This is a genomic window from Salmonella sp. A1325 (assembly GCF_056991255.1).
This window is the reverse complement of the sequence record NZ_JAMLWO010000008.1, coordinates 1-25,052: the sequence shown is the minus strand read 5'-3', so window position 1 is coordinate 25,052 and position 25,052 is coordinate 1. Positions and strand designations below refer to the sequence as shown.

26 protein-coding genes are annotated in these 25,052 nt (G+C 53.0%); 16 read left to right on the top strand and 10 right to left on the bottom strand.

What is annotated here, in order from left to right; genetic code table 11:
- Nucleotides 1-223: 223 nt before the first annotated feature.
- The 6 genes from ucpA (at nt 224) to cysM (ending at nt 6,022) form a co-directional block, all read left to right on the top strand.
- Nucleotides 224-1,021 (top strand): SDR family oxidoreductase UcpA, encoded by a 798-nt coding sequence (ucpA, locus tag NAZ64_RS15765; protein WP_000517461.1) that lies wholly within the window; start codon nt 224-226, stop codon nt 1,019-1,021.
- Between the two features lie 157 nt (nt 1,022-1,178).
- Entirely contained in the window at nt 1,179-2,195 is a 1,017-nt protein-coding gene (cysP, locus tag NAZ64_RS15760; RefSeq protein ID WP_483640984.1) for a thiosulfate/sulfate ABC transporter substrate-binding protein CysP, read from the top strand.
- Nucleotides 2,195-3,028, top strand: coding sequence for a sulfate/thiosulfate ABC transporter permease CysT (gene cysT, locus NAZ64_RS15755; protein WP_000881746.1), 834 nt, complete (start codon nt 2,195-2,197; stop codon nt 3,026-3,028). The genes cysP and cysT overlap by 1 nt, the downstream gene beginning before the upstream one ends.
- Nucleotides 3,028-3,903 (top strand): sulfate/thiosulfate ABC transporter permease CysW, encoded by an 876-nt coding sequence (gene cysW / locus NAZ64_RS15750; RefSeq protein WP_000852705.1) that lies wholly within the window; start codon nt 3,028-3,030, stop codon nt 3,901-3,903. The genes cysT and cysW overlap by 1 nt, the downstream gene beginning before the upstream one ends.
- The gene (cysA, locus tag NAZ64_RS15745) at nt 3,893-4,990 is read left to right on the top strand and encodes a sulfate/thiosulfate ABC transporter ATP-binding protein CysA (protein ID WP_000021076.1); all 1,098 of its coding nucleotides are present in this window, start codon (nt 3,893-3,895) and stop codon (nt 4,988-4,990) included. Before cysW ends, cysA begins: the two co-directional genes overlap by 11 nt.
- A gap of 120 nt (nt 4,991-5,110) precedes the next feature.
- The gene (gene cysM, locus NAZ64_RS15740) at nt 5,111-6,022 is read left to right on the top strand and encodes a cysteine synthase CysM (protein WP_001093874.1); all 912 of its coding nucleotides are present in this window, start codon (nt 5,111-5,113) and stop codon (nt 6,020-6,022) included.
- 32 nt (nt 6,023-6,054) lie between these two features.
- Here the strand turns inward: cysM and NAZ64_RS15735 are convergent, their stop codons facing one another.
- The 3 genes from NAZ64_RS15735 to ptsJ are packed head-to-tail and all read right to left on the bottom strand — an operon-like array spanning nt 6,055 to nt 8,517.
- Nucleotides 6,055-6,432 (bottom strand): YfeK family protein, encoded by a 378-nt coding sequence (locus tag NAZ64_RS15735; protein ID WP_220569737.1) that lies wholly within the window; start codon nt 6,430-6,432, stop codon nt 6,055-6,057.
- Nucleotides 6,433-6,490: 58 nt separating this feature from the next.
- Nucleotides 6,491-7,210, bottom strand: coding sequence for a type 1 glutamine amidotransferase (locus NAZ64_RS15730; RefSeq protein WP_220569738.1), 720 nt, complete (start codon nt 7,208-7,210; stop codon nt 6,491-6,493).
- 14 nt (nt 7,211-7,224) lie between these two features.
- Nucleotides 7,225-8,517 (bottom strand): MocR-like B6 salvage transcription factor PtsJ, encoded by a 1,293-nt coding sequence (gene ptsJ / locus NAZ64_RS15725; RefSeq protein WP_080203410.1) that lies wholly within the window; start codon nt 8,515-8,517, stop codon nt 7,225-7,227.
- A gap of 82 nt (nt 8,518-8,599) precedes the next feature.
- On the opposite strand from ptsJ, the gene pdxK reads away from it, so the two are divergent.
- The gene (gene pdxK, locus NAZ64_RS15720; protein WP_000529613.1) at nt 8,600-9,466 is read left to right on the top strand and encodes a pyridoxine/pyridoxal/pyridoxamine kinase; all 867 of its coding nucleotides are present in this window, start codon (nt 8,600-8,602) and stop codon (nt 9,464-9,466) included.
- Nucleotides 9,463-9,702 (top strand): hypothetical protein, encoded by a 240-nt coding sequence (locus tag NAZ64_RS15715; protein ID WP_000844543.1) that lies wholly within the window; start codon nt 9,463-9,465, stop codon nt 9,700-9,702. The genes pdxK and NAZ64_RS15715 overlap by 4 nt, the downstream gene beginning before the upstream one ends.
- A gap of 149 nt (nt 9,703-9,851) precedes the next feature.
- On the opposite strand, the gene crr is transcribed toward NAZ64_RS15715, so the two are convergent.
- The 5 genes from crr to cysZ form a co-directional block, all read right to left on the bottom strand.
- Nucleotides 9,852-10,361 carry a PTS glucose transporter subunit IIA gene (gene crr, locus NAZ64_RS15710; RefSeq protein ID WP_000522253.1) on the bottom strand — a complete coding sequence of 170 codons (510 nt, stop codon included), beginning with the start codon at nt 10,359-10,361 and terminating at the stop codon, nt 9,852-9,854.
- 40 nt (nt 10,362-10,401) lie between these two features.
- A complete protein-coding gene (ptsI, locus tag NAZ64_RS15705; RefSeq protein ID WP_000623114.1) occupies nt 10,402-12,129 on the bottom strand; it encodes a phosphoenolpyruvate-protein phosphotransferase PtsI in 1,728 nt (575 codons plus the stop codon).
- A 48-nt stretch (nt 12,130-12,177) separates the two neighbouring features.
- Nucleotides 12,178-12,435, bottom strand: coding sequence for a phosphocarrier protein Hpr (ptsH, locus tag NAZ64_RS15700; protein WP_000487600.1), 258 nt, complete (start codon nt 12,433-12,435; stop codon nt 12,178-12,180).
- A 383-nt stretch (nt 12,436-12,818) separates the two neighbouring features.
- Nucleotides 12,819-13,790, bottom strand: a complete 972-nt coding sequence (gene cysK, locus NAZ64_RS15695) for a cysteine synthase A (protein WP_220569740.1) — start codon at nt 13,788-13,790, stop codon at nt 12,819-12,821.
- Between the two features lie 372 nt (nt 13,791-14,162).
- Nucleotides 14,163-14,924 carry a sulfate transporter CysZ gene (gene cysZ, locus NAZ64_RS15690; protein ID WP_000255004.1) on the bottom strand — a complete coding sequence of 254 codons (762 nt, stop codon included), beginning with the start codon at nt 14,922-14,924 and terminating at the stop codon, nt 14,163-14,165.
- A 231-nt stretch (nt 14,925-15,155) separates the two neighbouring features.
- Here cysZ and zipA point away from each other — a divergent pair, with 231 nt between their 5' ends.
- The 3 genes from zipA to NAZ64_RS15675 all read left to right on the top strand — a co-directional run bounded on the left by zipA (nt 15,156) and on the right by NAZ64_RS15675 (nt 18,449).
- On the top strand, nt 15,156-16,142 hold the full coding sequence (gene zipA / locus NAZ64_RS15685; RefSeq protein ID WP_000983114.1) for a cell division protein ZipA: 987 nt from the start codon (nt 15,156-15,158) through the stop codon (nt 16,140-16,142).
- Nucleotides 16,143-16,213: 71 nt separating this feature from the next.
- Nucleotides 16,214-18,229, top strand: coding sequence for an NAD-dependent DNA ligase LigA (ligA, locus tag NAZ64_RS15680; protein ID WP_023197978.1), 2,016 nt, complete (start codon nt 16,214-16,216; stop codon nt 18,227-18,229).
- 1 nt (nt 18,230) lies between these two features.
- Entirely contained in the window at nt 18,231-18,449 is a 219-nt protein-coding gene (locus NAZ64_RS15675) for a DUF3820 family protein (RefSeq protein WP_001519708.1), read from the top strand.
- Here the strand turns inward: NAZ64_RS15675 and NAZ64_RS15670 are convergent.
- A complete protein-coding gene (locus NAZ64_RS15670; protein ID WP_220569741.1) occupies nt 18,446-19,444 on the bottom strand; it encodes a bile acid:sodium symporter family protein in 999 nt (332 codons plus the stop codon). The genes NAZ64_RS15675 and NAZ64_RS15670 overlap by 4 nt on opposite strands.
- 89 nt (nt 19,445-19,533) lie before the next feature.
- Between NAZ64_RS15670 and NAZ64_RS15665 the strand changes: the two genes are divergently transcribed.
- Nucleotides 19,534-20,460, top strand: coding sequence for a LysR family transcriptional regulator (locus tag NAZ64_RS15665; protein WP_001109835.1), 927 nt, complete (start codon nt 19,534-19,536; stop codon nt 20,458-20,460).
- Between the two features lie 61 nt (nt 20,461-20,521).
- Here the strand turns inward: NAZ64_RS15665 and NAZ64_RS15660 are convergent, their stop codons facing one another.
- Nucleotides 20,522-21,283 (bottom strand): outer membrane protein, encoded by a 762-nt coding sequence (locus NAZ64_RS15660; RefSeq protein WP_000722926.1) that lies wholly within the window; start codon nt 21,281-21,283, stop codon nt 20,522-20,524.
- 255 nt (nt 21,284-21,538) lie between these two features.
- On the opposite strand from NAZ64_RS15660, the gene xapA reads away from it, so the two are divergent.
- The 4 genes from xapA to NAZ64_RS15640 are packed head-to-tail and all read left to right on the top strand — an operon-like array spanning nt 21,539 to nt 24,836.
- Complete coding sequence (gene xapA, locus NAZ64_RS15655; protein ID WP_001119755.1) at nt 21,539-22,372, top strand: xanthosine phosphorylase; 834 nt, start codon at nt 21,539-21,541, stop codon at nt 22,370-22,372.
- A gap of 54 nt (nt 22,373-22,426) precedes the next feature.
- A complete protein-coding gene (locus NAZ64_RS15650) occupies nt 22,427-23,683 on the top strand; it encodes a nucleoside permease (protein ID WP_220569742.1) in 1,257 nt (418 codons plus the stop codon).
- Between the two features lie 58 nt (nt 23,684-23,741).
- Complete coding sequence (locus NAZ64_RS15645) at nt 23,742-23,900, top strand: XapX domain-containing protein (RefSeq protein WP_000658727.1); 159 nt, start codon at nt 23,742-23,744, stop codon at nt 23,898-23,900.
- A gap of 51 nt (nt 23,901-23,951) precedes the next feature.
- Nucleotides 23,952-24,836, top strand: a complete 885-nt coding sequence (locus NAZ64_RS15640; RefSeq protein ID WP_000438884.1) for a LysR family transcriptional regulator — start codon at nt 23,952-23,954, stop codon at nt 24,834-24,836.
- The last annotated feature ends 216 nt before the right edge of the window (nt 24,837-25,052 follow it).

Genomic DNA, 25,052 nt, shown 5'->3' with positions numbered 1-25,052 from the left:
GGATGGCAGCGCGAACGCTTTATTCGACCTACGATTGGTAGGCCTGATCAGCGCAGCGCCATCAGGCAGAACAGCATAAAAATGCCCATCCCCGCCTCCGCGGGGATTTTTTTACCTAATATTTACCTGAATTAGTGAGCTATTCCTCAGCACTTATTTGTTATTACTGTATTTTCAGTGTTAATGGAGTGTAAGACTCCATATTCAAAAGGAGACATTGAAAATGGGTAAACTCACGGGCAAGACAGCATTGATTACGGGCGCATCGCAGGGCATTGGCGAAGGGATCGCTCGCGTATTCGCACGCCACGGCGCGAACTTAATCTTGCTGGATATCTCCGATGAGATTGAAAAGCTGGCGGATGAGCTAGGCGGGCGCGGACATCGTTGTACTGCCGTTAAAGCCGACGTCAGAGATTTTGCTTCGGTGCAGGCGGCGGTTGCGCGCGCCAAAGAGACTGAAGGTAGAATTGATATTTTGGTGAATAACGCTGGCGTGTGCCGTCTGGGCAACTTCCTCGATATGAGTGAAGAAGATCGCGATTTCCACATTGATATTAATATTAAAGGTGTCTGGAACGTCACCAAAGCCGTCCTGCCGGAGATGATTAAACGTAAAGATGGCCGCATTGTGATGATGTCTTCCGTCACGGGAGATATGGTGGCGGACCCGGGTGAAACGGCCTATGCGCTGTCAAAAGCCGCCATTGTCGGTTTAACCAAATCGCTGGCGGTAGAGTATGCGCAGTCCGGTATTCGTGTGAATGCCATTTGCCCCGGTTATGTAAGAACGCCGATGGCGGAAAGCATTGCCCGTCAGTCTAACCCTGACGATCCGGAATCGGTATTAACGGAAATGGCAAAAGCTATTCCGCTACGCCGTCTTGCCGATCCGCTGGAAGTAGGGGAACTGGCGGCATTTCTGGCTTCCGATGAGTCCAGCTATCTTACCGGAACGCAAAACGTCATTGATGGCGGCAGTACCCTGCCTGAAAGCGTAAGCGTAAGCGTAGGCGTCTGATTGATGCCGGTCTCCTCCCCGCGCCGCGTGGGGAGGGATTCTCTTATTCCCTTTTCAACTTTCAAATCATCAAACGGTATATAAAACCGTTACTCCTTTAGCGCTGGTTATAAATATGATGGCCATAAGAAAGTCATTAAATTTATAAGGGTGCGCAATGGCCGTTAACTTACTGAAAAAGAGACCCCTGACGCTGGCAGCAATGCTGTTACTGGCAGGGCAGGCGCAGGCAACGGAGCTGCTGAACAGCTCATACGATGTCTCCCGCGAGCTGTTTGCCGCCCTTAACCCGCCGTTTGAGCAACAATGGGCGAAGGATAACGGCGGCGATAAGCTGACGATTAAGCAGTCTCATGCCGGGTCATCAAAACAGGCGCTGGCGATTTTGCAGGGACTGAAGGCAGACGTCGTGACCTACAATCAGGTGACCGACGTACAGATTCTTCATGATAAAGGTAAACTGCTCCCTGCCGACTGGCAAAGCCGTCTGCCGAACAACAGTTCGCCATTCTATTCCACGATGGGCTTCCTGGTGCGCAAGGGGAACCCTAAAAATATTCACGACTGGAGCGATCTTGTACGTTCCGACGTGAAGCTGATTTTCCCTAACCCGAAAACCTCCGGCAACGCCCGTTACACGTATCTGGCGGCATGGGGCGCAGCGGATAACGCGGACGGCGGCGATAAAGCCAAAACCGAACAGTTTATGACCCAGTTCCTGAAAAACGTCGAAGTGTTTGATACCGGCGGTCGCGGCGCTACGACTACCTTTGCCGAGCGTGGTCTGGGCGATGTGCTGATTAGTTTTGAATCGGAAGTGAACAACATCCGCAAACAATATGAAGCCCAGGGATTTGAAGTGGTGATCCCGAAAACGAACATTCTTGCTGAATTCCCGGTTGCCTGGGTGGATAAAAACGTGCAGGCCAACGGCACAGAAAAAGCCGCCAAAGCTTACCTGAACTGGCTGTATAGCCCGCAGGCGCAGACCATCATTACCCATTACTACTACCGCGTGAATAACCCGGAAATCATGGGCAAGCAAGCAGATAAATTCCCGCAGACCGAACTGTTCCGCGTGGAAGACAAGTTTGGCACGTGGCCGGAAGTGATGAAAACGCACTTTGCCAGCGGCGGCGAGCTGGACAAACTGTTGGCGGCGGGGCGTAAGTAATGCTTGCCGTTTCTTCCCGACGCGTGCTGCCCGGCTTTACGTTAAGCCTCGGCACCAGTTTGCTGTTTGTCTGCCTGATCCTGCTGTTGCCGTTGAGCGCGCTGGTGATGCAGCTCTCACAGATGAGCTGGTCGCAATACTGGGATGTCGTGACCAACCCACAGGTGGTGGCTGCCTATAAAGTGACGCTACTGGCGGCATTTGTGGCATCGATTTTTAATGGCGTGTTTGGCCTGCTGATGGCGTGGATTTTAACCCGCTACCGTTTTCCTGGGCGCACGTTGCTGGATGCGCTGATGGATCTGCCGTTTGCGCTGCCGACAGCGGTAGCGGGGTTAACGCTGGCCTCGCTGTTCTCTGTGAACGGTTTCTACGGTCAGTTTCTTGCGCAGTTTGATATCAAAGTGACCTATACCTGGCTCGGCATTGCGGTGGCGATGGCCTTTACCAGCATTCCATTTGTGGTGCGCACCGTCCAGCCGGTACTGGAAGAGCTGGGGCCGGAATATGAAGAAGCGGCACAAACGCTGGGGGCCACCCGCCTGCAAAGTTTTCGCAAAGTCGTGCTGCCTGAGCTGTCGCCTGCGCTGATTGCCGGCGTGGCGCTCTCTTTTACCCGTAGCCTGGGCGAGTTTGGCGCGGTGATTTTTATCGCTGGAAATATCGCCTGGAAAACAGAAGTGACCTCGCTGATGATTTTTGTGCGTTTGCAGGAGTTTGATTACCCCGCCGCCAGCGCTATTGCCTCGGTGATCCTTGCGGCATCCTTGCTGCTGCTGTTCTCTATCAATACCTTGCAAAGTCGCTTTGGTCGACGTGTGGTAGGTCATTAATGGCGGAAGTGACTCAATTGAAGCGATACGACGTCCCCCGCATTAACTGGGGAAAATGGTTTTTGATTGGCGTCGGGATGCTGGTTTCGGCGTTTATCCTGCTGGTGCCGATGATTTACATCTTCGTGCAGGCGTTCAGCAAAGGGTTAATGCCGGTACTGCAAAATCTGGCCGATCCGGACATGCTGCACGCCATCTGGCTGACGGTGTTGATTGCCTTGATCGCAGTGCCGGTGAATCTGGTGTTCGGTATTCTGCTGGCGTGGCTGGTGACGCGCTTTAACTTCCCCGGACGTCAGCTACTGCTGACCCTGCTGGATATTCCCTTTGCCGTCTCGCCGGTGGTGGCCGGTCTGGTTTATCTGCTGTTTTATGGCTCCAACGGCCCGTTGGGCGGCTGGCTGGATGAACATAATTTGCAAATGATGTTCTCCTGGCCGGGGATGGTACTGGTCACTATTTTTGTCACCTGTCCGTTTGTGGTGCGCGAACTGGTGCCAGTGATGCTCAGCCAGGGCAGTCAGGAAGATGAGGCGGCGATTTTACTGGGCGCATCCGGCTGGCAAATGTTTCGCCGCGTGACGTTGCCGAATATTCGCTGGGCGCTACTTTACGGCGTGGTGTTAACCAACGCCCGCGCGATTGGCGAGTTTGGCGCGGTGTCGGTGGTGTCCGGCTCGATTCGCGGCGAAACGTTATCGCTACCGTTACAGATTGAATTACTGGAGCAGGACTACAACACCGTCGGCTCCTTTACCGCCGCCGCATTGTTGACGCTAATGGCGATTATTACCCTGTTTTTGAAGAGCATGTTGCAATGGCGTCTGGAGAATCAGGAAAAACGCGCGCAACAGGAGGAAAATCATGAGCATTGAGATCGCCAGAATTAAGAAATCGTTTGGTCGCACTCAGGTACTGAATGATATCTCGCTGGATATTCCTTCCGGCCAGATGGTTGCCTTGTTGGGGCCGTCAGGTTCCGGCAAAACGACGCTGCTGCGCATTATTGCCGGGCTGGAACATCAGTCCAGCGGCCATATTCGTTTCCACGGTACGGACGTTAGCCGTCTGCACGCGCGTGAGCGTAAAGTCGGTTTTGTGTTTCAGCACTATGCGCTGTTTCGCCATATGACGGTGTTTGACAACATCGCTTTTGGCCTGACGGTGCTGCCGCGACGCGACCGCCCAACTGCGGCGGCGATTAAAACGAAAGTGACGCAATTGCTGGAGATGGTGCAACTGGCGCACCTCGCGGATCGCTTCCCCGCCCAGCTTTCCGGCGGACAAAAACAGCGCGTGGCGCTGGCGCGCGCGCTTGCCGTAGAACCGCAAATTCTACTGCTGGATGAACCCTTTGGCGCGCTGGATGCCCAGGTACGTAAAGAGTTACGTCGTTGGTTGCGCCAGCTACATGAAGAACTGAAATTCACCAGCGTCTTTGTCACCCACGATCAGGAAGAAGCGACGGAAGTGGCGGATCGGGTGGTGGTGATGAGTCAGGGCAATATCGAACAGGCTGATGCGCCGGATCGAGTGTGGCGTGAACCGGCAACCCGCTTCGTACTGGAGTTTATGGGCGAGGTGAACCGCCTGACAGGCACCGTCCGCGGCGGGCAGTTTCACGTTGGCGCGCATCGCTGGCCGCTGGGTTATACGCCCGCATACCAGGGGCCGGTCGATCTGTTCCTGCGTCCGTGGGAGGTGGATATTAGCCGCCGCACCAGCCTGGATTCTCCGCTACCAGTACAGGTCATTGAGGCCAGCCCGAAAGGTCACTATACACAGCTAGTGGTGCAGCCGCTGGGGTGGTATCACGATCCGCTGACGGTGGTGATGGCGGGTGAGGATGTTCCGGTTCGCGGCGAGCGTTTGTTTGTTGGACTGCAAAAAGCGCGTCTGTATAACGGCGACCAGCGTATTGAAACGCGTGAAGAGGAACTTGCTCTGGCGCAATCGGCCTGATAGGTTAATTTGTATAGTTATCGCCCGGTGGCGCTACGCTTACCGGGCCTACAGCTTATATCGTGATTTTGTTGGCCGGGTAAGCACAGCGCCACCCGGCATTTTTATTGAGCTGAAAACGTGAATACATTAGAACAAACCATCGGCAATACGCCGCTGGTCAAATTACAACGTCTGGCGCCGGATAACGGCAGTGAAATCTGGGTCAAGCTGGAAGGCAATAATCCGGCAGGATCGGTGAAAGATCGCGCGGCGCTATCGATGATTGTCGAGGCGGAAAAGCGCGGGGAAATTAAACCGGGCGATGTCCTGATTGAAGCGACCAGTGGCAACACTGGCATTGCGCTGGCGATGATCGCCGCGCTGAAAGGTTATCGCATGAAGCTGTTGATGCCGGACAACATGAGCCAGGAGCGTCGGGCGGCAATGCGGGCCTATGGCGCGGAACTGATTCTGGTCACTAAAGAGCAGGGAATGGAAGGGGCGCGCGATTTAGCGCTCGCTATGTCTGAACGAGGCGAGGGCAAACTGCTCGATCAGTTTAATAATCCTGATAATCCCTACGCCCACTACACGACCACCGGCCCGGAAATCTGGCGGCAAACGTCAGGTCGCATCACCCATTTTGTCTCCAGCATGGGCACGACCGGCACCATTACCGGCGTGTCGCGTTTTCTGCGCGAGCAGGAAAAACCGGTCACCATCGTTGGCCTGCAGCCGGAAGAGGGCAGCAGTATTCCGGGCATTCGACGCTGGCCTGCGGAATATATGCCGGGCATTTTTAACGCCTCGCTGGTAGATGAGGTGCTGGATATTCATCAGAATGATGCCGAAAACACCATGCGTGAACTGGCCGTTCGTGAAGGCATTTTCTGCGGCGTGAGTTCCGGCGGCGCGGTAGCGGGCGCGTTACGCGTCGCACGAGCCACGCCCGGCGCGATAGTGGTGGCGATTATCTGCGATCGCGGCGACCGTTACTTGTCTACCGGCGTGTTTGGTGAAGAGCATTTCAGCCAGGGGGCGGGGATTTAAACGAGGTGCCATCGTCGTATGGCACCCGTGTGTTATAGCGTTTTATCCGTTTCGGCAATAAGCGCATGTAAATAAGGCTGCGCGTTTTCATCGCTTTTACCGGGAATTTTAACGATATAGGGTTTTCCGGTGATGGACGACGACGACGCGACTTTATCGATAAACTGTTCGGCGGGGTCGATACGATTGCGCGTGTTGCCCAGTTTTAAGCGCAGGTGCGATACGGCTTCCTCGCAGTTATGCGCATCACCGTTACGAACGAATGTCAGATCCTGTTTCTGCGCCAGCGCATTAAGCATGGCGTTAATGCGCGCTTCTTCGTGGGCGTTTAGCTTCGCCCAGGCGGGTAGGGTCAGCAGGAGCGCAACGACGGCGCAGACAATTTTCTTCATGGTAAAATCCTTTTTCATGCGATAATCACTGCACCTCAGACCGTTAGCCGGGTAATAAGTTGCACTCCTGGTGTGGTTATTTCTGTGAGTGCGCCAGCGTGAGTTCATCCAGAAAACGCCACAGCTTTTCATTCATTTGCTGGTAATTCCATGCGCGCATCTCGGCAACCGAGCGGATAAAACGCTTCCCTTGCGCATCGGCCAGCTCCTGCTGCGAATGTTGGATTAATCCTTCAACCGCCTCGACGGTAAATTCCATATGACACTGGAAGCCGTAGACAAAATTGCCGTACTGCACTATCTGACGTGGACAGCCGGCACTTTCGGCCAGCACGGTCGCCTGATCGGTGAGTCCTGGCATATCGTTGTGCCAGTGGCCGACGGTTAACGGGGAGCCAAAGTGGGCGATAAGCGGATGCCGCAGACCGGCTTCAGTGAGCGTAATAGGGTAGTGGCCAATCTCTTTTTCCGGACTTTGGCACACAGCGGCGCTCAGCGCCTCGCCAATGAGCTGTGAACCAAGACAAATGCCGATAACCATTCGCCGGGCCGTAATCGCCTGATTAATTAAGTGCTGTTCGGCGCGAGAGTCAAAGTATGGGCACTCTTCGCGGGTGGTGCGCGGCGACTGCGGACCGCCAAATACCACGAGCATATCGAACTCATCGGCATTGGGCGGTAGCGCTTCTCCGGCATAGACGCGCGACCATGAAATGGTATAACCGCGATCTTCAGCCCATTTCAGATAAGCGCCAGCGGATTCAAACGACTCATGGACAACAAAATGAACTCGCACGTTATTTTCTCCTGTTAGCGATTTAGCGCCTGATGGATATCAGCCGCCAGCGTGTTGATCTCGCTGTCATTTAATGTCGACAGCGTGATACGTAGACCGTGAGACGGCGCGCTTACGCCAAAGGCTTCTCCTTCACGTACCAGCCAGCCGGATTTTGCCAGCGTAAACGCGGTAGCCTGGCTATGGGTGTCCAGCGGGAGCCAGGCATTCACGCCGTCGCCGGGAGAAATGGCGATGCCATATTGCTGTAGGGCGCGGGCCAGTTTTTGTTGCCGGGCGGCGTAAAACAGCCGCGTTTGCGCCAGCCTGTGCTGATACTCAGGGTCGGTCAGGCAGGCGTAGACCAGATCCTGTAACAGATGGCTGACCCACTGACTACCGGCATTTAGCCGCAGCCGAAGTTTTGCCGAGGTCGCGCTGTCGCTGGCGACAATAGCAAGACGTAAATCGGGGCCGAGGGCTTTGGAAACGGAGCGTATCACCGCCCAGTGTTGCGTTGTCTGCGCAATAACCGGCTGCCAGGGCGACGAAGAAAGCAGGGCGAAGTGATCGTCGATAATGACCACTACCTGAGGGTAACGCGCCAGTATATTTTGCAGCGCAGCGGCACGGCGAGCGCTCAGGCTACAGCCGGTAGGGTTGTGTGCGCGCGGCGTTAAGATCACTGCCCGCGCGCCCTGGTTTAGCGCCTGTTCCAGCTTTTCAGGCTGCATTCCTTCGCTATCCACACTGACCGGGCTGGCGCTAAAACCGGCATAGCGCAGCATATTGATACTGCTTAAAAAACAGGGATCTTCCACCGCGACGCTGTCGCCCGGCAGCAGATGCGCGCAAAGCAGTCTTTCGATAGCGTCGATAGCTCCGCTGGTGATATCAATTTCGCCTGCGACGGGGGTGGCATCCCGTAGCCAGCGCGCCGCCCAGGCGTGTAGTTCAGGGGAAATGGGCGCATCGCCGTAGAGATGCGGCGTGCGGCTGAGACGGGCAAAATAACGGCTAAGGTCAGGCAGACGCTGCGGATCGGGATTGCCGCCGGAAAGGTCGTGCAGAGGCGTATGCGGATCGCCGCCTTCCAGCGCTACGGGAGACGGACTGCCTTTAATCACCGTCCCATTGCGGCCTAAACTTTGCGCCAGTCCCGCCGTTATCAGCCGTTTATACGCCGCTGCGACGGTATTGCGGTTCACCTTTAATTCGCTTGCCAGCTCCCGTACCGGCGGGAGCGAATCCTCCGCCCGTAACGTGCCGGCGATAATGTGTTGACGGATACTGTCAAAAATTTCGTTAGCGGTTTTTCCGTCGATCATTATTGACCTATGACAAAATGAATTTTAGCATATGACAATGATAATGAGGCGGTAGCCTGCTGTCCAGCGAGAGGAAAATTTTATGGGACAAGAGAGTGATATTCAGTCAGTGCTCTTCGACGACAACCATCGGGCGTTACAGACCGATATCGTCGCCGTCCAGTCACAGGTCGTGTACGGCAGCGTAGGCAACAGTATCGCTGTTCCGGCCATTAAAGCGCAGGGATTACGCGTGACGGCGGTCCCGACGGTGCTGTTCAGCAATACGCCGCACTATAAAACCTTTTATGGCGGCATTATTCCCGCCGAGTGGTTTGCAGGCTACCTTACGGCGTTGAATGAGCGCGATGCGCTACGTGAATTAAAAGCGATTACCACCGGTTACATGGGCAGCGCAGACCAAATTGTCTTGCTTTCGAAGTGGCTAATGGCGATCCGGGCTTCGCATCCGGAGGTGTGTATTCTTGTTGATCCGGTCATTGGCGATACCGACAGTGGAATGTATGTGCAGGCGGAAATTCCGCAGGCTTATCGCACACATTTGTTGCCGCAGGCGCAGGGGCTAACGCCGAACGTATTTGAGCTGGAGATGCTGAGTGGTAAACCGTGTCGCACGCTGGAAGAGGCGGTGGCGGCGGCGCAATCGCTGCTTTCCGATACGCTGAAATGGGTGGTTATCACCAGCGCGCCGGGCGAATCTCTGGAGACCATAACGGTTGCCGTCGTTACCGCGCAGGTCGTGGAGGTCTTTGCTCATCCGCGGGTGGCGACGGAGTTAAAAGGGACGGGAGATCTCTTCTGCGCCGAGCTGGTCAGCGGTATTGTGCAGGGAAAAAAACTGACGACCGCGGCAAAAGATGCGGCGCAGCGCGTGCTGGAGGTGATGACCTGGACACAGCAGTGTGGCTGTGATGAGTTAATTCTGCCGCCGGCAGGGGAGGCGCGATGAAGAGTTATCGGCTGGTGGTTCGCCAGCAGGGACGTATCGTGGGGCATTTTGAAACGAGCGGGCTGGACGCGCTGGAAGATATTTGCGTAGCGCGGGCGATGTTTGGCATCACTGGCGGCTATCAGTGCGAGTTGCAAGTGTCCGATTCCGAACGCAGGATGCTGGAGAGTGGCCCGAATGGGATGAAGATCCTGATGCGCGAGAAGTGCTTTCGCCCGGTGACCTCGCAGTTGTAACCTGTGGATTGGCGCTGAAATGTTCGCAACCTTGTAGGCCTGATAAGCGTAGCGCCATCAGGCAGTGCGCCGCACCATCGCCGGATGGCGGCGCAAGTACAGGCAAAAAAAATGGCGCCCAAAGGCGCCATTCTTCACTGCGGCAAGAATTACTTCTTAATGCGGATAACCGGAGTTTCACCCACGGTCACGCTACCGGACAGTTTGATCAGTTCTTTGATTTCATCCATGTTGGAGATAACAACCGGAGTCAGGGTAGACTTGGCTTTTTCTTCCAGCAACGGCAGATCGAACTCGATGACCGGATCGCCAACTTTCACGCGCTGACCTTCTTCAGCAATACGCTTGAAGCCTTCGCCTTTCAGCTCAACGGTGTCGATACCGAAGTGAACGAACAGCTCAATGCCGCTATCGGATTCGATAGAGAACGCATGGTTGGTTTCAAAGATTTTGCCGATGGTACCGTCAACAGGGGCGACCATTTTGTTACCGGTTGGTTTGATAGCGATGCCATCACCAACGATTTTTTCAGCAAAAACTACATCCGGCACGTCTTCGATGTTGACGATCTCGCCAGAGAGCGGGGCAACAATCTCAATAGTTCCGGTGTCTTTCTTATCATCAGAAACCAGAGATTTTAGTTTATCGAACAAACCCATGATCTTCTCCTAAGCAGTAAATTGGGCCGCATCTCGTGGATTAGCAGATTGTTTTTTCTTCAATGAACTTGTTAACCAGCGTCATTAACTCGTCCGTTGTCGGTTGAGCAAGAGCCTGCTCTGCTAACACCTTCGCATCTTCGAAGTTCGTGTTACGGATAATCTTCTTAATGCGCGGGATAGAAATGGCGCTCATAGAGAATTCGTCCAGACCCATCCCCAGCAACAGAAGTGTAGCACGTTCGTCGCCTGCAAGCTCACCACACATGCCAGTCCATTTACCTTCTGCATGAGAAGCATCAATAACTTGCTTGATCAAGTTCAGTACGGACGGTGACATTGGCTGGTAAAGGTGTGAAATCATATCATTACCACGGTCAACTGCCAGGGTGTACTGCGTTAAATCATTGGTGCCGATACTAAAGAAATCAACTTCTTTGGCTAAATGACGCGCAATTGTCGCCGCAGCCGGTGTTTCCACCATCACGCCAATCTCAATGCTTTCGTCAAATGCTTTACCTTCGTCACGCAGTTCCTGTTTGTAGATTTCAATCTCTTTGCGCAGCGCGCGAACTTCTTCAACAGAGATGATCATCGGGAACATAATGCGCAATTTACCGAAAGCGGAGGCACGCAGAATCGCGCGAACCTGGTCACGCAGGATCTCTTTGCGATCCATGGCGATACGCACGGCGCGCCAGCCCAGGAACGGGTTCTCTTCTTTCGGGAAGTTCATGTACGGCAGCTCTTTGTCGCCGCCAATGTCCATGGTACGGACGATAACCGCCTGCGAGCCGCACGCTTCAGCGACCGCTTTATAGGCGGCAAACTGCTCTTCTTCCGTCGGCAGCGCGTCGCGATCCATGAACAGGAATTCAGTACGATACAGACCAACGCCTTCCGCGCCGTTACGCTCAGCGCCTTCAACGTCGCGAACGGTACCGATGTTGGCGCAAACTTCAACCTGATGTCCATCCAGCGTGATTGCCGGCAGATCTTTCAGTTTTGCGAGTTCCGCTTTCTCGGTCGCAACCTGCTCCTGGACGGCGCGCAGTTGCTCAATAACATCGTTGGTCGGGTTGACGTAAACCTGGTTGTTTACGGCATCCAGAATCAGATAGTCGCCGTTTTTCACCTGAGCGGTGACGCTACCGGTACCTACGATCGCTGGCAGTTCCAGAGAACGCGCCATGATGGAGGTATGAGACGTGCGTCCGCCCGCGTCGGTGATGAAGCCCAGCACTTTCTGCAGGTTCAGCTGTGCAGTTTCTGACGGCGTCAGGTCAGCGGCAACCAGGATAACTTCTTCCTGAATCGCGCTCAGATCGATAATGGCCAGACCCAGGATGTTGCGCAGCAGGCGCTTACCAATATCACGTACGTCAGCCGCACGCTCTTTCAGGTATTCGTCATCCAGTTCTTCCAGGGCAGTGGCCTGACCTTCGATAACTTCATGTGCGGCTGCGTCAGCCGTCATGTGCTTATCTTTAATCAGGGCTATGATTTCCTGCTCCAGCTCCTCATCTTCGAGCAGCATAATATGCCCTTCAAAGATGGCTTCTTTTTCTTCACCGAACGTTTCACCAGCTTTTGTCTTGATCGCTTCCAGTTGCGCAGATGCCTTGGCACGACCGCTCAGAAAACGTTCAACTTCCTGATCAACCTTGTCGGCAGAAATTTTTTTCCGGTCAATGACGATTTCGTCTTCTTTCAGCAGCAGTGCTTTGCCGAAAGCGATACCCGGGGATGCTAAAATGCCTGAAATCATAACCCTACCTTACTTGTGACTGATTTTTAAAAGAACCCGGAAAAAAACTTACTCGAGTTCCGCCATCAGTTTGACCAGATGTTCAACCGCTTTCTGCTCATCTTCACCTTCTGCGGAGATGGTGACGACGGTGCCTTGAGTCAGGCCCAGAGTCTGCAGTTTAAACAGGCTTTTCGCGCTGGCGCTTTTGCCGTTGGAAGTCACAGTAATCTCAGAAGTGAAGCCTTTTGCTTCTTTAACAAACTGAGCAGCAGGGCGGGTGTGCAGACCGTTCGGAGCGGTAATGGTAACTTCTTGCTGGAACATTGTATTTCCCCAACTTATAGGTTTAGTGTTGTGGAACTAAAGTCTAGCCTGGCGGCTCAACTTTAGCCTGTATTGTTAGCGCCGGCGTAAACGGGACGCGACACAAAAGGTGTTCTACGCAATCCGTTGCTGGCAACTTATGGCCGCTGACGTTTCGCTCGTCATTAAACATTATGCCGCGAAAGGAAGATTTGAACCAAATCATAAAATCGATTCAGCTAACGCTTTTCCTGTAACGATTAATTTCGCGCATCAAAATAATTAGTCTGGTTAAATACCAGTTCCGGCAGGGTGAATCAATGCCAGGTGAGGTGAAAGTTTGAAGCAGGCCACAAAAAAGCACCCAAAAAGGTGCTTTTTTACGCGTTTTTAACATGCTGGCATCACTGTTGCAGTTCTTTCTCAGTAAAGAGATCGGCGAACAACGCGGTGCTCAGATAACGCTCACCTGATGAAGGTAGGATAACCACAATATTCTTATTGGTAAAGCTTTCATCTTCCTGCAGCTTAAGCGCTGCAGCAACCGCGGCGCCGGAAGAAATTCCCGCCAGAATACCTTCCTCTTCCATCAGACGGCGCGCGGTAGAAATGGCTTCTTTATTGGTGATGCCAACCACTTTATCAATCAGTTTCAGATCCAGGTTGCCCGGGATGAAGCCTGCGCCGATGCCCTGAATTTTATGCGGGCCTGGTTTGATCTCTTCACCAGCCAGCGCCTGGGCGATAACCGGGGAGTCAGTGGGTTCTACCGCAACGGTGATAAGATCGGTTTTACCCTTCGTCCCTTTGATATAACGCGTGACGCCAGTTAACGTACCGCCAGTGCCGACGCCGGAGATAAACACATCCACCTGACCATCGGTGTCTTCCCAGATTTCCGGGCCGGTGGTTTTTTCATGGATTTCCGGGTTGGCAGGGTTGCTGAACTGCTGGAGCAGGAGATATTTTTGCGGATCGCTGGCGACAATTTCTTCGGCTTTCTGAATAGCGCCTTTCATCCCTTTCGCCCCTTCGGTCAGCACCAGATTCGCGCCTAATGCTTTGAGTAGCTTGCGGCGTTCAATGCTCATGGTCTCCGGCATGGTCAGGGTGAGTTTGTAACCGCGCGCGGCGGCGACATACGCCAGCGCAATACCGGTGTTGCCACTGGTCGGCTCCACCAGTTCCACGCCAGGTTTCAGTACGCCACGCTTTTCGGCATCCCAAATCATATTGGCGCCGATACGGCACTTGACGCTGAAGCTCGGGTTGCGCGACTCCACCTTCGCCAGAATGCGTCCATTACCGATACGGTTCAGTCGAACCAGCGGCGTATGACCGATAGTCAGCGAGTTATCTTCATAAATCTTACTCATGGCCTGTCCTTAACTGTATGAAATTGGGATACCTTCCCAGCATACCTTTCAGCCAGATATGGGGAAGTAAGGATTTCGCATATCTATATGCTGATGGGGAATAATGGTTATCAGTATGGAATAAGAGACAGCATAAGAACCTATCCCATTAGGGCTATTTTACTTGCCATTTTGGTCCTGGGCAGTGCTCGCCAAAACGCGTTAGCGTTTTGAACGCCGCTTGCGGCGGCCCGAAGGGCGAGCGTAGCGAGTCAAACCTCACGTACTACGTGTACGCTCCGGTTTTTGCGCGCTGTCCGTGTCCAAACTGGCTGCGCCAATAACGCCTGGTGGGATAGGTTCTAAGCCATCTCTTATTTATACATTTTTACGTTATTTCCATAACGCGTGTTTAGCACGCCAGCAATCAACCCACATTGCCGTCGCGCCACAGACGGCAACAGGCATAATGAAAAGGTTAAGCACCGGAATCATCGTAAAGAGGCTGGTGAGCGCGCCAAATTGCATATTCGCGACCTTCTGCGTGCGCAACGCGGCGCGCATCGTTTTAAACGGCACTTTGTGGTTATCAAACGGGTAGTCGCAATACTGGATCGCCAGCATCCAGGCGCTGAACAAAAACCACAGCACCGGCGCGATGGTTTGGCCAATGCCAGGAATAAAATAGAGAACCAGCAGCACAATAGCACGCGGCAGATACCACGCCAGCTTTTGCCATTCACGTTTCATAATGCGCGGTACATCTTTCATGATGCCGAGTATGCCGGTATCTGGCGGCGTGGCGCCGGTTAACCGCGCCTCAAGCTGTTCGGCTAAAAGGCCGTTAAACGGCGCGGCGATCCAGTTGGCGAGGGTAGAGAAAAAATAGCCAAAGACCAGCAGAACAGAAATAACCGCAATCGGCCACAGCAGATAGCTCAGCCATTGCAGCCAGTCCGGCACATGACTCATCAACGAAGGTATCCAGGCGTCAAGCTGCGTAAACAGCCACCAAAATGCGCCGCCCATCAGCACAATGTTGACCAGCAAAGGTAAAATAACAAAGCGGCGGATTCCCGGTAGGGTGACTAACTTCCATCCTTGCGAGAAATAATAGACGCCGCTATGTGGTACGGTTGTGGATGATGAAACCATATGCAGGACATACTCCTTTTTCTTAAAGCCCTGGGTAAACGTGGGATATCTTACCCGGTTATCAGATGGTGGATAGTTCGGAAATGTTCGAAAAAACAGCAAAAAGCACATTTTCCTTCATCTTTATGCTGCGAAAGCCAACAGTACACTTGCACTTGACGTAATCGGCAAATACTCTTAGTGAGTAAATGTTTGCCGTGGTGGCAAGGTGTTAGAACAACAGAGAATATAATGATGCAGGATTTGCGTCTGATATTAATCATTGTTGGCGCGATCGCCATAATCGCTTTACTGGTACATGGTTTCTGGACCAGCCGTAAAGAACGATCTTCTATGTTCCGCGATCGTCCACTGAAACGCATGAAATCGAAACGCGACGACGACTCGTATGACGACGATGTCGAAGAAGACGAAGGCGTGGGTGAAGTTCGTGTTCACCGCGTGAATCATGCCCCCGGCCAGCCGCAGGAGCATGATGCCCCTCGTCAGTCGCCGCAACACCAGTACCAGCCGCCTTATGCGTCTGCGCAACCGCGTCCAGCGGCGCCGCCGCAGCCGCAAGCGCCGATGCAACAGCCGGTTCAGCAACCGGTCCAACCTGCGCCGCAGCCTCAGCAGGTTCAGCCATCTGCGCCGCCGGTACAGCCGCCGCAACAGCAGCCTGCACCGCCGTCGCAAGCGCCGCAGCCTGTTGCGCAGCCCGCGCCGCCGCCATCAGCGCAAACCTTCCAGCCTGCGGAACCTGTGGTTGAGGCAGAACCGGTAGTGGAAGAAGCGCCGGTTGTGGAAAAACCGCAGCGTAAAGAGGCGGTCATCATTATGAACGTCGCGGCCCATCATGGCAGCGAGCTTAATGGTGAAGTGTTACTGAACAGTATTCAGCAGTCAGGCTTTAAATTTGGCGATATGAATATTTTCCATCGTCATTTGAGCCCGGACGGCAGCGGCCCGGCCTTGTTCAGTCTCGCGAATATGGTCAATCCGGGAACGTTCGATCCTGAAATGACGGACTTCACTACGCCTGGCGTCACTATCTTTATGCAGGTACCGTCTTACGGCGATGCGCTGCAGAACTTCAAGCTGATGCTGCAATCCGCGCAGCATATCGCTGATGAGGTCGGCGGCGTCGTGCTGGATGACCAGCGTCGGATGATGACGCCGCAGAAACTGCGCGAATATCAGGACCGCATCCGCGAGGTGATGGACGCTAACGCCTGAGGTTAACGCAGGTGTGACATTTTTAACGTAACCCCCGCCTGTCGGGGGTTTTTTATCATTGATGGTGTGATATGGAACCAATAGAACAACAACTGACAGAACTGCGAACCACGCTTCGCCATCATGAATATCTGTATCATGTGATGGATGCGCCAGAGATTCCCGACGCCGAATATGACCGCCTGATGCGGGAGCTGCGAGAGCTGGAGGCGCAACGTCCGGACCTTATCACGCCGGATTCGCCCACGCAGCGCGTTGGCGCGGCGCCGCTGACGGCATTCAACCAGATTCGCCATGAAGTACCGATGCTGTCGCTCGATAACGTATTTGATGAAGAAAGCTTCCTGGCGTTTAACAAGCGAGTGCAGGATCGTCTAAAAAGCACGGAAAATGTCATCTGGTGCTGCGAGCTAAAACTGGATGGCCTGGCGGTCAGCATTCTGTATGAAAACGGCGTGCTGGTGAGCGCTGCGACGCGTGGCGACGGCACCACCGGTGAAGATATCACTTCAAACGTGCGCACGATTCGCGCCATTCCGTTAAAGCTGCACGGCGATAATATTCCGGCGCGTCTTGAAGTTCGCGGAGAGGTATTTTTACCGCAGGCCGGGTTTGAAAAGATCAATGAAGACGCGCGCCGCACTGGCGGCAAAGTGTTTGCTAACCCGCGTAACGCGGCGGCGGGCTCGCTGCGTCAGCTCGATCCGCGTATTACGGCGAAGCGACCGCTAACATTTTTCTGCTACGGCGTCGGTATTCTGGAAGGCGGCGAGTTGCCGGATACGCATCTGGGACGTTTGCTGCAATTTAAAGCGTGGGGGTTACCGGTCAGCGATCGCGTGACGCTGTGCGATTCTCCCCAGGCGGTACTGGATTTTTATCACAACGTCGAAAAAGATCGCCCCACGCTCGGTTTTGATATCGACGGCGTGGTGATTAAGGTCAACTCGCTGGCTTTGCAGGAACAATTGGGCTTTGTGGCCCGCGCGCCGCGCTGGGCGGTGGCGTTTAAATTTCCTGCTCAGGAGCAGATGACTTTTGTGCGCGATGTTGAGTTTCAGGTCGGGCGCACCGGGGCGATTACGCCGGTGGCGCGTCTGGAACCGGTTCAGGTGGCTGGTGTGCTGGTCAGCAATGCCACGTTGCATAATGCCGATGAAATTGAGCGACTTGGCTTGCGCATTGGCGATAAGGTGGTTATCCGTCGGGCAGGCGATGTGATCCCTCAGGTGGTCAACGTGGTTCTGTCCGAACGCCCTGAAGAGACGCGTCCGATTGTGTTTCCAACGCACTGTCCGGTGTGCGGATCGGACGTAGAGCGCGTCGAAGGCGAAGCCGTTACCCGTTGTACCGGCGGGCTGATTTGCGGCGCGCAGCGTAAAGAGTCGCTGAAACATTTTGTGTCGCGCCGGGCGATGGATGTAGACGGGATGGGCGATAAGATCATCGACCAACTGGTGGAAAGGGAGTATGTCCATACGCCAGCGGATCTGTTCCGTCTGACGGCGGGTAAACTGACCGGCCTGGACCGAATGGGGCCAAAGTCCGCGCAAAATGTTGTTAACGCGCTGGAAAAAGCCAAAGCGACGACCTTTGCGCGTTTTCTCTATGCGCTGGGCATCCGTGAAGTGGGTGAGGCGACGGCGGCGGGGCTGGCAGCTTATTTCGGCACGCTGGAGGCGCTGCAGGCCGCCACGATTGACGAGTTGCAGAAAGTACCTGACGTGGGGATTGTGGTCGCTACGCACGTCTTTAACTTTTTTGCCGAAGAGAGTAATCGTGACGTGATTGGGCAGCTACTGGCGGAAGGGGTTCACTGGCCCGCGCCGGTAGTCATTAATGTGCAAGAGATCGATAGCCCGTTTGCCGGTAAAACCGTGGTACTAACCGGTAGCCTGAGCCAGATGTCCCGCGATGACGCTAAAGCGCGTTTAGTGGCGCTGGGCGCGAAAGTAGCAGGCAGCGTATCGAAGAAAACCGATCTGGTGATTGCCGGTGAAGCGGCGGGTTCGAAACTGGCCAAAGCGCAGGAACTGGGCATCAATGTCATTGATGAAGCGGAAATGATCCGCTTACTGGGTGCCTGAGATGGAAAAAGAGCAGTTGGTTGAAATCGCCAACACCGTGATGCCGTTCGGCAAATATCAGGGACGTCGATTGATCGACCTTCCGGAAGAGTATTTGCTGTGGTTTGCCCGTAAAGATCAATTTCCGGCGGGTAAACTGGGGGAATTGATGCAAATCACGCTGCTGATTAAAACCGAGGGGCTGACGCAACTGGTGCAGCCCCTGAAACGCCCGCTTTAAGCTTTCGCGGCGCGGCTTTCCTGCTGCGCCTGTAACTTCTCGGTCTGGCGTTTGTAGCGCCGCGCCAGCCCTGCGCAGACCATCAGTTGGATCTGGTGGAAGATCATCAGCGGTAATACCATCATACCCAGCACTGACGTCGGAAACAGAATATTGGCCATCGGGATCCCGTTGGCCAGGCTTTTTTTCGAACCGCAGAAAACAATAGTGATTTCGTCGGCTTTATTGAAGCCGCATTTACGGGCGACAAAGACGTTAATAGCGATGACGATCGCCAACAGTATGAGACTGACCACGACGATAAACAGCAGCGATCCCCAGCCGACTTTGTGCCAGATGCCGTTGACCACCGCTTCGCTGAACGCCGAGTAGACCACCAGCAGAATAGAGGTCTGATCCGTTTTCGCGATCCACTTTTTGTTGCGCGCGACCCAGTTGCCGATCCACGGGCGAGACAGGTGTCCCAGCACAAAAGGCAGCAGCAGTTGCAGCATAATTTTGCCCACCTCTTCCAGACTGCCCTGCGCGCCATGAATATTCATTACCAGACCGACCAGCAGCGGCGACAGGAAAATGCCCAGCAGACTGGACGCAGATGCTGAGCACACCGCGGCCGCGACGTTACCGCCCGCGAGTGAAGTAAACGCAATCGCAGACTGCACGGTGGCGGGCAAAATGCACAGATACAGAAAGCCGCTGTAGAGCATAGGGTCGACATTGATAGGCGCCCACCAGGCAAACAGTACGCCGAGGACAGGAAAGAGCACAAAAGTGCTGCACATGACCCACAGATGCAACCGCCAGTGGCTGCCGCCAGCGATGATCGCTTCACGCGAAAGCTTCGCGCCATGCATAAAAAACAGCAGAGCGATGGCCGCTGTCGTAATGCCTTCAACGACAGGCACAAAGCTGCCTTCCGCCGGGAAAAAAGAGGCCAGTAGTACCACGGTGATAAGTGTCAGCGTGAAAGGGTCAAGGATACGAAAAAGTTTCATAAAAACTCCTGAAAGTCGGTGCAGCTATTTTGCGTTTTTCGCTTTGAGAAATAAAATTGATTTATTGCATCTATATATGAATCTAGTCGATGAATTATTCACTGCGTCAGCTGCGTATTTTTATTACCGTCGCCCAAGCCAAAAGTTTCAGTCGGGCAGGGGACAGGATTGGACTGAGCCAGTCTGCGGTCAGTCATAGCGTAAAAGAGCTGGAGCGGCAAACCGGCGTCAGACTGCTGGATCGCACTACGCGTGAGGTGGTGCTGACCGAGGCGGGGCAACAACTGGCGACGCGTCTGGAGCGGGTGCTTGATGAACTGAACAGCATACTGCGCGATGCAGGCAGAGTAGGGACACAATTAACCGGCACCGTGCGCGTTGCCGCGAGCCAAACCATTTCTGCGCATCTTATTCCGCAATGCATTGCCCAAAGTAATTCACTTTATCCCGCTATTGATTTTGTATTGCACGATCGTCCGCAGCAGTGGGTGCTGGAGAGTATCCGCCAGGGAGAAGTGGATTTTGGCATCGTTATCGATCCTGGCGCAGCGGTGGATTTACAGTGTGAAGCCATCTTATCAGAGCCTTTTTTACTGTTGTGTCGCCAGGATCATCCGCTGGCGCATCAGGAATGGGTAAGCTGGCAGGATCTTAAACAGGCGTCGCTGGTCTTACAGGATTATGCTTCCGGCAGTCGACCGCTGATTGATGCGGCGCTGGCCCACTTTTCGATTGATGCCAATATTGTTCAGGAGATTGGTCACCCGGCCACGCTTTTTCCAATGGTGGAAGCGGGAATCGGCATCAGCGTGCTGCCCGCGCTGGCGTTACCGCTCCCGCAGGGCAGCCACTTACAGGTTAAACGGCTGACGCCCGTAGTTGAAAGGCAGCTCATGCTGGCGCGGCGAAAAAACCGATCGCTCTCCACGGCGGCGCAGGCGTTGTGGGACGTGGTGCGTACCCAGGCCAGCGAATTAACCGCCGCGAGGGCGAAAGATCCGCTGTATCAGCTATAAATATCTATCTGTCCGTGCGTGAGGTGCGGTCTTGCCCTGCCATTTTTGACAGGGCAGTGTGTTAAAACAGGTATTTGATGGAATAAATAATGCCATCCTGCAGGAAGGATTCTCCTAACTTATTATCAGCGTAACGATATTGTACTCCTGCGGTCAGGTGAGGAGTCGCATTCCACCACAGCGCTACTGCGCCATTAATGCCATCTTTCCCGCCATTGCCCGCAGCGTAGGACGCATCGCGGTCAAACTCGTACTCATTCCAGTTCGTTACGCTGAATTTCTCACTACCCAACGAGAAGCTATAGCCGGCAACCCAACCCAGCACATAACCATTATCGCCTGTGTAGTAGGTCTGATCGGTATAACGTTTGGCAAAGAAGGGTTTAAACCAGTAACCGTTACCTGTGAAGTTATAGCCTAAACCATAGAGAAACATGTCATCATGGAAATTAGCGCGATGAGGTGAACCGTACGTCCCGTAGGCATGGAGATAGAGGTTTAATCCTGTATCGCCCAGATAAATACGGTTGGTATTTTTAAAGGTGTAACGCTGTTCGCTGCCTGGTTTAGCGTGGCGGCCATTGTAAAAATTTTCCCAGTCGAAGAACCCGTACATTTCTCCCCAGCTAAAATTCGCTCCGCCTTCCAGTTCCAGGTACCCAAAATCATCTTTATGGGATTTTTTACTGGTTTTTTCCGTGGTGTCTGATGTCCAGTCGAGGTAATGGAGGCCGATATCGGCGAACCCGCCTTTAAATTCCGCATGGGTGAGTGCGGGAATAATGAGTAAAGAAGAAAGCGTCAGAGTAAGAATTTTTTTCATAGCATATTTCCCTATGCCGATAATTATTAATGGGTTAATTAAAAAGAGGCAATTTATAAATATGAAAGCGGCATATTGTTAATATGAAGTGCAAGCAAAAACCAATACTGTTTTCCCTCTGTATTAATACAGAAGCGATCTAAATCTATCGATATTAAATGGCTATTGATGACACGTGAAAAGTGTATTGGTCAGCAAGGGGCGATGGTCGTTATAAAAAGGAGTCAAATTAAATCCGATAGAACAAGGAAACTTATGCCTCACGCTCTTTTTTCTCATAATCCTGAGTATTGTGTTGATATTATTCATGCACATAAACCGGCATTTACCCCGCGCGTCGCGTTTATTTTAGGCTCCGGGTTGGGTGCTCTGGCGGATCAAATCGAAGATGCGGTAGCCATTTCTTACGAGAAATTGCCGGGATTTCCCGTCAGCACCGTACACGGCCATGCTGGTGAACTGGTGCTCGGCCATCTGGCGGGGGTTCCGGTGGCCTGTATGAAAGGCCGCGGGCATTTTTATGAAGGGCGTGGAATGGCGGTGATGACCGATGCCATTCGCACGTTGAAATTACTGGGCTGTGAAGTGTTGTTCTGCACCAATGCGGCAGGATCTCTGCGTCCGGAAGTGGGGCCGGGTAGCCTGGTTGCGCTTAGTGATCACATTAATACGATGCCCGGTACGCCGATGGTGGGGCCAAACGATGATCGTTATGGCGATCGCTTCTTCTCGCTGGCTAATGCTTATGACGCAGATTATCGCGCCATGCTTCAGTCCGTTGCGGCAGAGGAGGGATTCCCCCTCACTGAAGGCGTATTTGTTTCTTATCCGGGTCCGAACTTCGAAACGGCGGCAGAAATCCGCATGATGCAGATTATTGGCGGCGATGTGGTCGGAATGTCCGTTGTCCCTGAGGTGATTAGCGCACGTCATTGTGGTCTCAAAGTTGTTGCTGTCTCAGCGATCACCAATCTGGCGGAAGGGCTGGGCGATGTAAAACTCTCCCATGCGCAAACGCTGGCTGCGGCTGAACTTTCTCGGCAGAACTTTATAAATCTGATTTGCGGCTTTTTACGTAAGCTGGCCTAAACACAATGACTACGGCCCCGTATTGGGGCTTTATCTCACGGCAAGGAATAAAAAATGGGTATTACGTCCCGCTTAAAAGTCATGTCGTTCTTGCAATATTTTATCTGGGGGAGCTGGCTGGTTACCCTGGGCTCTTACATGATCAATACACTGGATTTTACCGGCGCGAATGTTGGTATGGTCTACAGCTCAAAAGGGCTGGCAGCGATTATCATGCCGGGCATTATGGGGATCATTGCTGATAAATGGCTGCGCGCTGAGCGAGCCTATATGCTTTGCCATCTGGTTTGCGCGGGGGCGTTATTGTACGCCACCACCGTTACCGATCCCCAGACGATGTTCTGGGTGATGTTGGTTAATGCGATGGCGTATATGCCAACGATTGCATTATCCAATAGCGTTTCGTACTCCTGTCTGGCGAAAGCAGGTCAGGATCCGGTAACGTCATTTCCGCCTGTGCGCGTTTTCGGCACAATAGGTTTTATTGTTGCGATGTGGACGGTGAGCCTGATGGGGCTGGAACTGAGCAGTGCGCAATTATACATCGCTTCTGGCGCATCGTTATTGCTGGCCCTGTATGCACTGACGTTACCGAAAATTCCGGTAGCCGAGAAGAAGGCGAACACCACGCTTGCCAGTAAGCTCGGACTGGATGCTTTTGTTCTGTTTAAAAATCCACGCATGGCAATCTTCTTTTTGTTTGCGATGATGTTGGGGGCGGTGCTGCAAATTACCAATGTCTTCGGTAATCCGTTCCTGCATGATTTTGCCCGTAATCCTGAGTTTGCCGATAGTTTTGTGGTGAAGTATCCCTCTATCTTGCTTTCAGTTTCGCAGATGGCGGAAGTGGGCTTTATCCTCACCATTCCGTTCTTCCTTAAACGCTTTGGTATTAAAACGGTAATGCTGATGAGCATGCTGGCGTGGACGCTGCGTTTCGGCTTTTTTGCCTTTGGCGATCCATCCCCGTTTGGCTTTGTGCTACTGCTGCTGTCGATGATTGTTTATGGCTGCGCATTTGATTTCTTCAACATCTCAGGGTCAGTATTTGTAGAGCAGGAGGTGGACTCAAGTATTCGCGCCAGCGCGCAGGGGCTGTTTATGACCATGGTTAACGGCGTGGGGGCGTGGATTGGGTCTCTTTTAAGCGGTATGGCCGTGGATTATTTTTCTATTGATGGCGTAAAAGATTGGCAAACCATCTGGCTGGTTTTTGCCGCCTACGCTCTGACATTGGCCGTTATTTTTGCATTGTTCTTTAAATATCAACACCATCCAGAAAAATTGTCGACCAAATCATTAGCACATTAATTTTATTTGACTGGCGAGAGGATGTTCGCCAGTCCATTTTTATGAACAAGGACACAGCATGAAAGAAATTATTCTCTCCTCCGGTATTGGATTTGGTATTGGCGCATTTTTTACTTTATGCCGTATACCTATTCCTGCACCAAATGTTTTACCCGGGGTGTTATCTATTGTATTTATGTATATTGGGTATCTTGTCGTTAAATCTATTTTTTACTAGGTAATATGGTAAATTCCAGACGTTATCCCTTATTCCTGGAGTGCGATAGTGATGGAACGAGCCCATCGTATTGATCTAAAGCTATTACGTTATTTCCTCGCTGTTGCAGAAGAATTGCATTTTGGCCGGGCTGCTGCCCGGTTAAATATGTCACAACCTCCCTTGAGTATCCATATCAAAGAACTTGAACAGCAACTGGGTACATTGTTGTTTATTCGTCATTCCCGCAGCGTTGCATTAACCCATGCCGGGAAAGTTTTAATGGAGGAGTCACGTCGCTTGTTAGCCAATGCAAATCAGGCGCTGGCGCGAGTGGAGCAGATTGGTCGCGGTGAAGCGGGGCGCATTGAACTGGGTGTGGTTGGTACGGCGCTGTGGGGAAGAATGCGTCCTGCGATGCGTCACTTTTTGAAAGCAAATCCCAATGTTGAAGTACTTTTTCGCGAAAAGTCTCCCGGTATGCAAATGGCGTTGTTAGAGCGTCGGGAACTTGATGCAGGGATCTGGCGTATGGCTATCGAACCAGCAGTCGGTTTTACCAGCATACGTTTGCATGAATCTGCATTCATGGTTGCAGTTCCGGAAGATCACGATCTGGCATCCAGAGATTCTGTGCCGTTGGCGGCGTTGCGCAATGAATATTTTGTTACGTTGCCTTCCGTACATTCTGATTGGGGATTTTTACAACGTGTATGCCAACAGGCGGGTTTCTCGCCAATGATTATTCGGGAAGTGGTTGAGCCGCAAACGGTGTTGGCGATGATCAGTATGGGGATCGGGATTACGTTGATGGCTGATGGCTATGCGCAAATGAGCTGGCCGGGTGTGGTGTTCCGTCCGTTAGAGGAACGTATTCCGGCGGATTTGTATATTGTGTATGACCAGCAGCAGGCAACGCCAGCACTGGAGAAACTGGTGGCGGCGTTGACGGTATGATGTCTGTGCCGGATGGCGACTAACGTCTTATCCGGCCTACGTGTGCGGTGTCGTCTGTAGGCCTGATAAGCGCAGCGCATCAGGCAAGACCCGAACATATCGCAGATAGCAAAAAAGCGCCTTTAGGGCGCTTTTTTACATTGGTGGGTCGTGCAGGATTCGAACCTGCGACCAATTGATTAAAAGTCAACTGCTCTACCAACTGAGCTAACGACC

Bases quoted from the DNA above. Each gene is read 5' to 3' on its own strand.
- ptsH (WP_000487600.1), bottom strand. From the start codon at position 12,435: ATGTTCCAGCAAGAAGTTACCATTACCGCTCCGAACGGTCTGCACACC.
- NAZ64_RS15660 (WP_000722926.1), bottom strand. From the start codon at position 21,283: ATGAAAAAAATTCTTACTCTGACGCTTTCTTCTTTACTCATTATTCCC.
- ptsI (WP_000623114.1), bottom strand. From the start codon at position 12,129: ATGATTTCAGGCATTTTAGCATCCCCGGGTATCGCTTTCGGCAAAGCA.
- cysT (WP_000881746.1), top strand. From the start codon at position 2,195: ATGCTTGCCGTTTCTTCCCGACGCGTGCTGCCCGGCTTTACGTTAAGC.
- NAZ64_RS15645 (WP_000658727.1), top strand. From the start codon at position 23,742: ATGAAAGAAATTATTCTCTCCTCCGGTATTGGATTTGGTATTGGCGCA.
- ucpA (WP_000517461.1), top strand. From the start codon at position 224: ATGGGTAAACTCACGGGCAAGACAGCATTGATTACGGGCGCATCGCAG.
- crr (WP_000522253.1), bottom strand. From the start codon at position 10,361: ATGGGTTTGTTCGATAAACTAAAATCTCTGGTTTCTGATGATAAGAAA.
- cysK (WP_220569740.1), bottom strand. From the start codon at position 13,790: ATGAGTAAGATTTATGAAGATAACTCGCTGACTATCGGTCATACGCCG.
- NAZ64_RS15735 (WP_220569737.1), bottom strand. From the start codon at position 6,432: ATGAAAAAGGATTTTACCATGAAGAAAATTGTCTGCGCCGTCGTTGCG.
- NAZ64_RS15650 (WP_220569742.1), top strand. From the start codon at position 22,427: ATGGGTATTACGTCCCGCTTAAAAGTCATGTCGTTCTTGCAATATTTT.
- pdxK (WP_000529613.1), top strand. From the start codon at position 8,600: ATGGGACAAGAGAGTGATATTCAGTCAGTGCTCTTCGACGACAACCAT.
- xapA (WP_001119755.1), top strand. From the start codon at position 21,539: ATGCCTCACGCTCTTTTTTCTCATAATCCTGAGTATTGTGTTGATATT.
- cysA (WP_000021076.1), top strand. From the start codon at position 3,893: ATGAGCATTGAGATCGCCAGAATTAAGAAATCGTTTGGTCGCACTCAG.
- NAZ64_RS15640 (WP_000438884.1), top strand. From the start codon at position 23,952: ATGGAACGAGCCCATCGTATTGATCTAAAGCTATTACGTTATTTCCTC.
- zipA (WP_000983114.1), top strand. From the start codon at position 15,156: ATGATGCAGGATTTGCGTCTGATATTAATCATTGTTGGCGCGATCGCC.
- NAZ64_RS15665 (WP_001109835.1), top strand. From the start codon at position 19,534: ATGAATTATTCACTGCGTCAGCTGCGTATTTTTATTACCGTCGCCCAA.
- ligA (WP_023197978.1), top strand. From the start codon at position 16,214: ATGGAACCAATAGAACAACAACTGACAGAACTGCGAACCACGCTTCGC.
- cysW (WP_000852705.1), top strand. From the start codon at position 3,028: ATGGCGGAAGTGACTCAATTGAAGCGATACGACGTCCCCCGCATTAAC.
- NAZ64_RS15670 (WP_220569741.1), bottom strand. From the start codon at position 19,444: ATGAAACTTTTTCGTATCCTTGACCCTTTCACGCTGACACTTATCACC.
- ptsJ (WP_080203410.1), bottom strand. From the start codon at position 8,517: ATGATCGACGGAAAAACCGCTAACGAAATTTTTGACAGTATCCGTCAA.
- NAZ64_RS15675 (WP_001519708.1), top strand. From the start codon at position 18,231: ATGGAAAAAGAGCAGTTGGTTGAAATCGCCAACACCGTGATGCCGTTC.
- NAZ64_RS15715 (WP_000844543.1), top strand. From the start codon at position 9,463: ATGAAGAGTTATCGGCTGGTGGTTCGCCAGCAGGGACGTATCGTGGGG.
- cysP (WP_483640984.1), top strand. From the start codon at position 1,179: ATGGCCGTTAACTTACTGAAAAAGAGACCCCTGACGCTGGCAGCAATG.
- cysZ (WP_000255004.1), bottom strand. From the start codon at position 14,924: ATGGTTTCATCATCCACAACCGTACCACATAGCGGCGTCTATTATTTC.